Source organism: Streptomyces sp. NPDC045021, assembly GCF_056432645.1.
Map to the genome: position 1 here is coordinate 1 of NZ_JBWKIQ010000036.1, position 7,096 is coordinate 7,096.

At 67.2% G+C, this 7,096-nt stretch carries 10 protein-coding genes and 1 pseudogene; 4 read left to right on the top strand and 7 right to left on the bottom strand.

Annotated elements, in window-relative coordinates:
• Positions 1-222, bottom strand: a pseudogene (locus AC07DC_RS41845) (hypothetical protein); the annotation flags it as partial.
• Between the two features lie 233 nt (positions 223-455).
• Positions 456-1,022 (bottom strand): GNAT family N-acetyltransferase, encoded by a 567-nt coding sequence (locus tag AC07DC_RS41850; RefSeq protein ID WP_478920217.1) that lies wholly within the window; start codon positions 1,020-1,022, stop codon positions 456-458.
• Positions 1,023-1,264: 242 nt separating this feature from the next.
• On the opposite strand from AC07DC_RS41850, the gene AC07DC_RS41855 reads away from it, so the two are divergent.
• Complete coding sequence (locus AC07DC_RS41855) at positions 1,265-1,768, top strand: hypothetical protein (protein ID WP_478920219.1); 504 nt, start codon at positions 1,265-1,267, stop codon at positions 1,766-1,768.
• 103 nt (positions 1,769-1,871) lie between these two features.
• Positions 1,872-2,282: a hypothetical protein gene (locus tag AC07DC_RS41860; protein ID WP_478920220.1), complete on the top strand. Its 411-nt coding sequence runs from the start codon at positions 1,872-1,874 to the stop codon at positions 2,280-2,282.
• Positions 2,283-2,320: 38 nt separating this feature from the next.
• Here the strand turns inward: AC07DC_RS41860 and AC07DC_RS41865 are convergent, their stop codons facing one another.
• On the bottom strand, positions 2,321-3,082 hold the full coding sequence (locus tag AC07DC_RS41865) for a transposase (RefSeq protein WP_478920222.1): 762 nt from the start codon (positions 3,080-3,082) through the stop codon (positions 2,321-2,323).
• Positions 3,083-3,214: 132 nt separating this feature from the next.
• On the opposite strand from AC07DC_RS41865, the gene AC07DC_RS41870 reads away from it, so the two are divergent.
• Complete coding sequence (locus tag AC07DC_RS41870) at positions 3,215-3,553, top strand: hypothetical protein (protein ID WP_478920223.1); 339 nt, start codon at positions 3,215-3,217, stop codon at positions 3,551-3,553.
• A 115-nt stretch (positions 3,554-3,668) separates the two neighbouring features.
• Here the strand turns inward: AC07DC_RS41870 and AC07DC_RS41875 are convergent, their stop codons facing one another.
• On the bottom strand, positions 3,669-4,073 hold the full coding sequence (locus tag AC07DC_RS41875; RefSeq protein WP_478920229.1) for an alpha/beta fold hydrolase: 405 nt from the start codon (positions 4,071-4,073) through the stop codon (positions 3,669-3,671).
• Here AC07DC_RS41875 and AC07DC_RS41880 point away from each other — a divergent pair.
• A complete protein-coding gene (locus tag AC07DC_RS41880) occupies positions 3,990-4,430 on the top strand; it encodes a helix-turn-helix domain-containing protein (protein WP_478920225.1) in 441 nt (146 codons plus the stop codon). The genes AC07DC_RS41875 and AC07DC_RS41880 overlap by 84 nt on opposite strands.
• A gap of 83 nt (positions 4,431-4,513) precedes the next feature.
• Here AC07DC_RS41880 and AC07DC_RS41885 read toward each other — a convergent pair whose 3' ends face one another.
• From AC07DC_RS41885 to AC07DC_RS41895, 3 genes are all read right to left on the bottom strand, one after another.
• Positions 4,514-4,867, bottom strand: coding sequence for a VOC family protein (locus AC07DC_RS41885; RefSeq protein WP_468931735.1), 354 nt, complete (start codon positions 4,865-4,867; stop codon positions 4,514-4,516).
• Between the two features lie 37 nt (positions 4,868-4,904).
• Positions 4,905-5,318: an SMI1/KNR4 family protein gene (locus AC07DC_RS41890; RefSeq protein WP_478920227.1), complete on the bottom strand. Its 414-nt coding sequence runs from the start codon at positions 5,316-5,318 to the stop codon at positions 4,905-4,907.
• 767 nt (positions 5,319-6,085) lie between these two features.
• Positions 6,086-6,526 carry a hypothetical protein gene (locus AC07DC_RS41895; RefSeq protein WP_478920228.1) on the bottom strand — a complete coding sequence of 147 codons (441 nt, stop codon included), beginning with the start codon at positions 6,524-6,526 and terminating at the stop codon, positions 6,086-6,088.
• Between the last annotated feature and the right edge of the window lie 570 nt (positions 6,527-7,096).

A 7,096-nucleotide genomic window follows, 5' to 3' on the forward strand; every position in this document is an offset into this window, starting at 1 on the left:
CGGCCGCACGGTGGCAGTCCAGCCGGACACACAGATCGTGGACCCGATCGTGGACTGAGTGACGCTGGGGTTGTACGCGCCCGGCTGACAGGACGTGTCCGGCAGCGGCAAGTACGCCTGCGAACAGGTCGCCGCGTGAGCGGTGCCGGTCGCGGCGATGAGTCCGGCGGTGGCCAGCGCCAGGGCGGCACTGGTGGCGGTGAGGCGGCGCAAAGGTCGCATGGGGGGTCTCCTGCGGTCTCGGCCCGGCCATGTGGGTCCGGGCGGCTTCCGGCATGACACCACTGCCACGGTCTATGCGGGTAGACCCGCGCGGTGAACATCAGGCGACCTGCGCATTTCCCTTACCACGGCATGGGGAACACTTTCCCAACGCAAGCGTTTGGAGTCCGGAGTTGAGTGTGCCCGGCTCTCTGATCCGTCCGATGGCATCTGGGGTGCCGCGGACAACGACCTCACAACCGGGCGTGGCGGAAAGTTGCATGGGGTCGCACGCTGCGGGAGAACCGGTAGAGCACGCACTGGCGAAGCGGTCCCTCAGGCACACTCGGATCCTCAAAGTCGTCGGCCGGGTCCCGGGTCATGCCAATCCGGCGCATCACGGCCTGGGAACGCAGGTTATCGACGGTCGTCGACGCAACCAATTCCGGCAGCCCGAGGGCCTCGAAACCGAAGGCCAAGCAGGCCAGCGCGGCCTCGGTGGCGTAGCCGTGGCCCCACGCCGAACGCATCAACCGCCAACCGATATCTACACCCGTGAACGGCATATCATCGCCCACTTCGTCCAAGCCGGCGCGGCCGATGAACTCACCAGTGAGGCGTGCTTCGAGTGCCCACCACCCAAAACCGCGCTCGTCGAACTCAGCCTGCATCCCTGCTACCAGGGCATCGCTCTGCTCCCGTGTCAGCAGCTCCCCCAGGTACTCTCGGACTTCGGGATCGGTGTTCATCGCCGCCCACGGTTCGAGGTCGGACTCCCGCCACGGGCGGAGCAGTAGACGATCGGTACACAGCTCTCGCATGCCGTCCAGCCAACCCGATCAAGAGCAGGACGTCGATCGGTTATACGGGCCCTGACGGCTACACCACCGGGCGTAGCCCCCTCAAGTCACGGCCTCAAGCGGGCCCTTGACGACGTCGTGGATGGGAGCCAAGGCAAGCAGGTCTGGGGAAACCGTGAGCACGAGGTGGGGTTCAGGGCTCTGACCGCGATTCTGGGAATGATCTTGCCTGTGCTGGGTGGCGGATGGGGCATCCTGGTGCGATGGATGATGTCGAAGCGACCTGGCAGTCGTGGTTGTCCGGACTTGTTCCGTCGAAGCGGGCGACGGCGGAGTCGCTTCGGGCACAGTTCGAGGCCCTCCATGCTGCTGACGCGTCGAGCTGGGCGAGGTCTGAGATCGACGGGAACCAGCCACAGCTGGCCCGCTTCGTGCTGCTCCGTTCCTTGTGGCGTGGTGCGATCAACGGCTGGACCAGCCAAGGAGCCTTGGAGCAGGTGGCGGCAGCTCGGCGCCTGCTGGATGCAGGGGCGGACCGGGACGACCTGGTGCTCCTGGCTCGGGCCGTCGCTTATGAAGCCGTCTTTGCCGTGGTGGACGAGCTCGACTGCGGCGGGGACGTGAACGTGTCCGGCGTCGATGTCGGCTGGGCGGTCATGGAATCTGGCGAGGACGGGTCTCCCACCGGTCGCCGTCTCTCGGGCCTTCACGAAGACCTGCTGATGATGGATCCGAGCGGACGCGACGGTGCGGACCTGTGGCAATAGGGCCTGTTCTGGCGATCACCCGGAGGGCGCCTCTATGGTACTTTGGCCGGAAATCGTGGGGGTGGGCAAGCGGGTGGGCAGTGACCAGAGGCACTCAGCTGTCGTGGCGCTCGGTGAGCTCGGGCGAAGTCACGACTATCGGGACCGGGCGGACGCAGGTCACGGCCTGGCAGGCTTCGCCGAGATGCAGGAGGCCCTCGGGCCGCTGCTGGAGCTCATGCTCGACCCAGGTGACACCTTCGTCACCCGGGTGACTGCGGAAGCCGTGCTCCGGCGAAAGGACAAGGTCGGGCTGGCAATAGTCGCGTCCACTCTGGCAGCCGCCGACGAGAATCACAGCGATTGGATCCACACCGCAGTCGACGATGTGTTCAGCATCTTCGCCGACGACCGGGACAACGCGATACAGCTGTGCGAGAAGCTGGCGCGGGACACCGACGATCGCGTAGCCCTGGGGGCTCGTCAGCTGCATGAATTCCTGGCCGAGATCAACCCTGTTCTTCGCCCTGCATAGCGGCTTAGGTCACCTGCCCAGGCTGGGCGGTTGCGCCGTCATGGCCGGGTGAGGATGCGTATCCGGAGCAGCCGGAACGAGGCCCGGCCGTACATGGCCCTCTTGATCGTTTTTACGCGATTGACATGGCCGTCGACCTTGCCGGAGCTCCTTTCGTGGGTGAGTCCGGCGGTGACAGCGTCGAAGTCCTGACGGAGGAACGCGGCGAACTCGGCGACCGGGAGATCGTCGGACTGTTCGACCTGGCGGATCCAGACGGACAGCAGTTGGCCTCGGCGGTTGCGGACCAGGCCGGTGAAGGCTCGGGCGAGGTCACACGCCCGCGCGATGTCCGGGCAGGCGAGGCGGGCCTGGTCGAGTTGCTCGACCTCCTGAGTGCTGAGACGGTCGCGGTTCCGCATGATCAATGCGGTGATCCGGCGCGGGCACGGGATCTCCGCTGGTGCGGACGGGGCCGTGCCGGCTTGCAGGGTTCGCAGGTAGGCGGTGAGTGTCGAGTAGCCGCCATGGAATCCGCGTTCGCGGATCTGTTGGAAGAGCGTCCGGCCGCTGGTGACGCCCGTGGCGTACTGCTGTTGCAAGTACGGCTTGAAGGCGTCCAACGGCTCGGGGCGGCGGTCGCGGGCGCTGTTGAGGAGCTGGTCAAGGCTGGTGTCGCGGTAGCGGCGGACTGTCTTACGGTCGAGATTGAGGCGGCGTGCGATGTCAGTGAGTAGGTGGCCGGTGGCGACCATGCGCGTGACTTCGGCGTGGTGGTGCAGGACTCGCTGCACGATGCGCGTCGGGGGCAGTGCGTCCACAAGCGGCATCTGGATCGGGCGGTCGCTTCCCCGCTCCGCGTGCTTCTTCAGGCAGGGCCGGTGCTGATGGCAGGTCTTCTCAACCGCGTGGGAAAGGTTCACCGGCTTGGTTGGCACCTCTAGCGTGCTCCCATGAATCCGCACGGTGTTGCTCACGGTTTCACGCCGGTGGACACGCAGCCCCGGCCCACCCAATGGGTTCACGTCCTGGACCGATTGAGTGCAGAACCGTTCTACGCTGCCGACAAGCAGCGGTTGCAAGAGTTCCTGCGTGTCGAGGCCGGCGGACTGTTCCTTGAGGTCGGAGCGGGTGCCGGCGACGCCGCCGTGGCCCTGCGGTCGCGCTGTGGGGCCGAGGTCGTCGCGGCCGACAACTCCTGGACGATGATCGCGCCAAGCACGGGATCCAGAACCGCCGCATGCCGCTGTCGCGGACGGACAGCGGCTGCCGTTCGCAGCGGGTCAGTCTGACGGCGCCTGGGCTGACCGGGTCCTGCAGCACGTCTGCGAAACGGCCCTGGCGCTGGACGAGTTGCTGCGGGGGTGGGCCGCGCCGCTCCGGCCCAGCGGCAGCGATGGGGGTGGTTCAGATACTCGCGAGGAACTCCCAGACCGCGGTGGCGAAGCCCTCGGGGTCGGCCCGCTGGACGAAGTGGTCGGTGTCCAGGGAGCGGTAGATCGTGTCGGGGCGCCTGGAGCACATGGCCTGGGCCTGCTCGGCGGGCAGGACCTGGCTGCGCAGCCCGTGGATCAGGAGCGCCGGGCAGTCGGTAGCGAGCCACTGCTTCCAGTGGTCGCCGTCGACGAGGTTCTCGGAGTCGACGGTGTCCTGCGGGTGGAACGGCAGCCGCCAGCCGGCGCCGCCGGGAAGTGGGCGCCCCTGGCCAGCATCGCAACCGAGCTGGACATGAGCCCAACGACGCTGACACGCCATCTCCGGGCCACGGGCATCGAACTCCGTCCACGCGGCGGACGCCGGGCCGTGAGCCAAACGGAACTCGACTCAGTACCGCCGCTGATCAGGCCGGCCCTCACAGATCGGCGTTGCTGGGGCCGCCTTCAGCGGTTTCGAGCAGCGATGGAACATCGCACCCTCGTCGAGGCCTCACGCCATCTCGGCACCGCCCGCTCGGTCCTCTACACCCAGTTCGCTGCCCTGGAAAGGGATTTGGACGTCCAGCTCTACATCCGCCCCCGCCGGGGCGAATCACTCCGCCCCACCCAGGCCGGACAAGCCGTGATGGACGCTCTGACCGACATCGAAGGCGCTCGACTAGGCGGCAACACCATCGAGACCGGCATTCCTATCGCCTCGTCGCCGCCGGTCATGTCCCGTGTAGTGGTGTAGCCGGGTCGGCGAACAGCGGCTGGGGCACGTGCGGGTGGGCGAAACCGTCCGGCACCTCCGCCCGAACGGCTGCCCGGCCCCGCTCAGCTCTTCCGCTCACCCAGGACACAGAATTCGTTGCCCTCCGGGTCGAGGAGGGTCACCCAGTGCTGCTCGTCCTGCACGGTGTCGGCGCGCCGGGCACCGAGGGAAAGCAGCCGGGCGACCTCGGCCTCCTGGTCGTCGGGGCGGAAGTCGGGGTGGAGCCGATTCTTCGACGTCTTGCCCTCGGGGACAGGCACGAAGAGCAGCCCCGGCATCTGGTCCGGCTCAGGCCGGATCTCGATGATCTCCTCGGATTCGTCGACCACTACCCAGTCGAGAGCCTCGGCCCACCAGCGCCCGAGGGCGATGGGGTCGGAGGAGTCGACGATGATCTGTTCCCATTCGAGTGCCATGGCCATGAGCATAAACAGGGTCGGCTGGCTGCCAGCGCTAGGGGTGACTGCCGTCGACGGCCGGTCCGGTGTGCGGATCGTGTCCCGCAGAGCGATGTGGTAGCAGCAAGTCGCGAGAAGTGATCGCACCACCTCGCCGCCCGCCTTCAGGCAGGACCCTCGCCCCCGCCTCCTGCAGGCCAGCGGGCTTGTCCTCGAACTGCCACAGGCCGGCCAGGATCTCGTGCCGTTCCGTCGTCTGCGCGTGCAGGTCGCAGTCGTCGTAGGCGGAGTCGGGGACGAGCAGCCAGATCGTCTCGTCGAAGATGCCGTCGCCGTATGCCTCGACGAGCTGCTTGTAGTCGGTGGGCAGAGCCAGACCGAGGGCGCGCTCCGCTTGCGCCCAGTCCACCGCAGGTGGCGGATTGGCGGGCGGCGGGCAGAGGCGGGCGAGCGCATCGAGGGCGACCATGCAACGGACGCTACCGGGACACCTGCCGGTACCCATGGGAGGGTCGACAGACCGGGCGAAGATCGGCAACTGAACCCGGCCCAGGTACCGCTCACCGGGGTGAAGGCCTCGGCACGCCGGGAGCTGTGTCGGTCGGGTGGTCGATGAGTGCCTGTTGTCGATCCCGGGTTTTGAGTGGCTTTGTGCCCTAGGCTGGCTGGGTGTCCGAGGACGCCGGGCAGGCTGTGGAGCGGGTGTGGGGGCCGGCTGCGGCCGGAGGCTCCGCTTCGGGCGAGGTTTTGCTCTACGGCATGTCGTGCCAGGCAGTGGCGTCGGGACCTGCGGTTGCGCAAGCGGGTGGCCGCGCAACTGGGTGGTGCCAGCCGGGCTGTGTGCCCGGAGTGCGGGACTGCCTGGGTCGCGTGGGTGGACCGCCGTTCGAATGCGGTCGACTGCTCGCGGCGGTGTGTCACGAGGGCCTGGCGGGCGCGAAAGGAATCGTTCGGCGAACGGTCACAGTGACCGCAAGGCGAACGCATCCGGGTCGCCCTTTCGAACAGATTCCGGTCATTTCCGGTCCTTCGTTGCGATCTTCGTATTTCCGGTCTGACGCTCAGTCGGAGAAACGGGCTGGGTCTCGCCACGGCCGCAGGCCGTGCCCCAGCCCCGCGGTGGGTGGTGAAACGCCATGCCCGATTGAGTTGGCGAGACAGAGCGCCTCGGTTGGCGGGTCGCGAACCGGAGAAGTCGTGCGTGGCTGATGTCGGTCTTCCGGTGGGGGGTTCGGCTCAGTCGGGCAGCGTGGGGACGGGCCCGGGGCAGCCGACGACGGAGGCGACCCTCTTGCCCAGGGTTTTGGCCAGCTCGACGCGCTTCTTGACGTCCTTGGGCCGCCGGACCGTGACATTGAGCAGGGCGCTTTTGCAGGTCCACCAGGCTTCCGCGCCGTCGTCGTTGGAGTTCGCTTCGGCCACTCCTGTGCCGCCGGCCACGTCGAATCGCAGTTCCGCCGGCCGCTCGGCGATTTGACGGGCGGCTGTGATGACTTTATCCGCGCTGGTGACCTCGGCGAGGAAGCTTCCTACCCGCTTTCCGCCGGAGGATACGGTGCAGATCGCCGTATGGACGGACAGCCCGGTCTGGGTGGGGTTCGTCAGCGGCAGCCCATCACCCGTGAGCTTCCCCGACAGATCCTTGCTGCCTGTCGCGTCGAACCACCAGCTTGCCATGGTGATACCGCACAGTTTGGCGCCAGAAGGCGGAGGTTTCGCCTCCTCTTTGCTACAGGCAGTCGCGGCCAGGAGTAGCAGCAAAGCCGCAGATGGCACGGTCATCTGGCTGAGTCGACGCATGTGATTCCCCCGTGTTCCCTGATGATCCCGGCTCGGTGGCCGGCTCCCGCTCGGCACCGGCACCGGCACCGAAGAACCGGTACCAACGCACGAGTTTCGGCGCAGGCATACCGGCCTCGACGACGGCGAATCGACGCTACCAACTCGGGCCCCGCTGGTGGAGATCTCCACCAACACCCTGACGGTCAGGCATGGCCCGACATCAGCCGAAAACGCCTTCATTCGATTCCGGACCCACGCAGAACCGCAGGTCAGGAATGAAACCAGGCACTGAGCGCGCACTTGGCCGGTTGGGCCACCTACAGCGCCCAGTCACAGCTACCCTGCGGGCCACCTACGCCGCTCAGCCGGGCCAACTAGAGCGCTCAGGGGCCAAGTAAAACGAAGCTAGGCGCTCCAGAACACCTCGGTCCCGCTGCCGACCTCGAAATGCCACCAGCCCTCGTC